1 protein-coding gene and 1 pseudogene are annotated in these 2,766 nt (G+C 58.5%); both read right to left on the bottom strand.

All coding sequences use genetic code 11. The annotated features are described in order from the left end of the window. Positions 1-326 precede the first annotated feature (326 nt). Positions 327-596, bottom strand: a pseudogene (locus ACRAUW_RS17575) (transposase); the annotation flags it as partial. A gap of 105 nt (positions 597-701) precedes the next feature. Beyond that, positions 702-2,696: an LTA synthase family protein gene (locus tag ACRAUW_RS17570; protein WP_431363304.1), complete on the bottom strand. Its 1,995-nt coding sequence runs from the start codon at positions 2,694-2,696 to the stop codon at positions 702-704. Positions 2,697-2,766 lie beyond the last annotated feature (70 nt).

The raw sequence follows: 2,766 nt of genomic DNA, 5'->3' as shown, positions 1-2,766 counted from the left end.
CCGCAGGGATAAACCTGGTGACCGCTGGGCCGGAACGGTTAGGGGGCTCGTAAATAGCAGCAACAATAAGGATTTCAACTCATCTATATCGGATAGCGAGTTCAATGGCACACGCCGCAAAACCCGCAAAGAGATATTCATGGTTCGCATGGTCAAGAATGCTGGGGGTCATCGGCCTCGTATATCCCAAAGCAGGTAATGGGAATCGTCCTTACCCTAAGGGGCGTTAAGCCAGAGCGCCCCTGAAAGGCCGGATATCCCCCAGACCACCACTGAACATATCCGGTCAATCCTGCTTCGGTGATTTCTGGTATCAGGGGGCCCCGCATGCGCAGGAACCAGCGATAGGCCAGGTTGAGGGGCGTGTCCTGAACCAGACGGCGCTCGCTGCGAATGCCAAAGAGATAACCGATGAAGAGGACAGGATCGATGGCGGGTCGGCCATTGCCCTGGCAATAGCAGTGGTGAACCTTGTCGCGGATGAAGTCAAAGGAGATGAATTTATCGATTTTACGCAGGAGGTGGTCTTGGGGGACGAGTTCCTCAAGGGTAACCATCTCGATCTCAAATTGCTGGGGTGAGGGTTCTTTGGGCATGGTGCAGTCCATTGATTGACCATGCCGCAATTAAATCAACCCCCGGATCGGCGTCCAGGGGGTTGTCAGCAGTCTGAAACCGCCTTTCGGCGGTTTGTTTTTTTGCTATCGGGTGGCACTGGTTGATCGCGCCTGTCCGGTGGCGGCAGTTCGCTCATCACTGGCTGTCCGGTAGAGTCCCTTCTGATAGGCCATGCTGCCCCAGAGTACCAGACCAAGGGCCGCTTCCTTCATGGCGTCCGGCTGCGCTGCCGGGGCCAGTGTTTCGCTGGCATCATCGTAGACATAGCCTTCCGCTGCGCGTTCCGGTTGCAGGATCACCACATCCTTGCCACGCATCAGGGCGAAGTTCTTGTCGTATTGCATGATGGCGCGCCCCGGCCAGTCGGCAGGCATGCGGGTCAGATCCTTGCCGAGCATGGGGTAGTCAGCATTAATCCCCATCAGGGAGAGCAGGGTCGGCGCCATGTCGATCTGGCTGACGATGCGTGGATCCTTCTTTGGCGCGATACCGTCACCCAGGATGACTCCGGGGATATGGAAGCGGGGGATGGGCACCAGACTGGCGCCACCGACCCGACTGTCGTGATCGGCGATGACCAGGAACAGGGTGTCCTTCCAGTATTCGGACTGTTTCGCCTTCTTGAAGAACTCGCCGATGGCGTAATCCGCATACTTGGCCGCGTTGTTGCGGGTCTGCTTGGGCTGCTCGAACAGTTCGATGCGGTTGTCCGGGAATTCGAACGGATCGTGGTTGCTGGAGCTGAACACCAAGCTGAAGAAGGGTTTGCCCTCCTTGTGCAGCGCCTTGAAGGTCTCGTCAGCCTTGGCCATCAGATCCTCGTCGGAGGCGCCCCATGAGCCCTTGAACACCGGATTGTCGAAATCCTTCTGTTCGACGATGGTGGTGAAGCCGTTGCCGAGGAAGAAGCTGCGCATGTTGTCGAAGTGACTCTCGCCGCCATAAATAAAGCTGGTGTCGTAACCCCGCTGCTTGAGCAGATCCGCGATGGTGAAGAAGTTGGTCTGGCTCTTGCCGAGTTTTACCACCGCCTGTGCCGGAGTCGGAGTGAAGCCGGTCAGTACCGCCTCGATACCGCGGACCGAGCGGGTGCCGGTGGCGTAGAGCTGCTCGAAGGCCCATCCCTGTTGCGACAGCGCATCGATATTGGGGGTGAGCGGCAGGCCACCGAGGGAGCCGACAAACTGGGCACCTAGGCTCTCCTGCAGCAGGATCACCAGATTCTTCGGTTTGCCGCCGTAGCTGGCTTCATTGAAGGTCTGGCTAGGCAAGGTGTCGGAGCTGAACTGGTGGACGGCTCGGCCGCTCTCCTGACGCACAATTTCGATGATCTGCTGGTCAGCCATTTTGCCGTAAAACTGGCTGGCATCCTCTTCGGCGCCCATCTGTTTGATGGCAAAGAAGAGGGAGTAGGCGGAGTTGACGGTCAGGGCGTTGACCAGCGGATCCTCGGCAAAGGCGACCATGGCCGGGTTCAGGGCGCGGTGACCGAGACTGGAGCGGGCACCGAGAAAACCTATGGCCAGAATGAGCAGGGCGAAGGCCGGGCGCAGATACCAGCGGGGGAAGCTGAGGCCACGCACCAAACGGCCGCTAAGCCACCAGCCACCGGCCAGCACGGCGCCACTGAAGAGTACCGCCAGCAGCAGCTCGGCTTTGCGGCCCGCCCACAGCATGGCGAATACCTCTTTTGGATAGATAAGGTACTCCACATAGAGACGATTGGGGCGTAATCCGTACTCATTGATAAACGAGGGGGTGGAGATCTCGAGGAACAGCATCAGCCAGAGTCCGACGGTCAGCCACACTCGCATCAGTTGCAGCCAGCCCCGGCCGATGGCATGGGGGCCTGCCAGCAGCAGAGTGAACATGGCGGGGACACCCCAGACCCAGCAGAGGGTCGCAAAGTCGACCCGCAGCCCCTGTAGCAACATCTCCTGCCAACCGGCTACGGCATCCACCCGATCCAGTTGCCAGAGACCGAGGGCGAGCCGACTGAAAGAGAGAGATAAAAGCGCTATCGCGCAGAAGACGGCGAAGGGCCAAAACGGGCCGAGTCGCTGTTTTAGATCTGTCATGTTTGTTCCTGAATGAGACTCTAAACGTCTGTCCACAGACGTTTTTTTAGTTGTTGTGAGGTTATGACAG

The organism is Aeromonas sp., assembly GCF_050633025.1.
Classification (GTDB): Bacteria; Pseudomonadota; Gammaproteobacteria; order Enterobacterales; family Aeromonadaceae; genus Aeromonas.
This window is presented reverse-complemented; position numbering and strand designations above follow the sequence as displayed.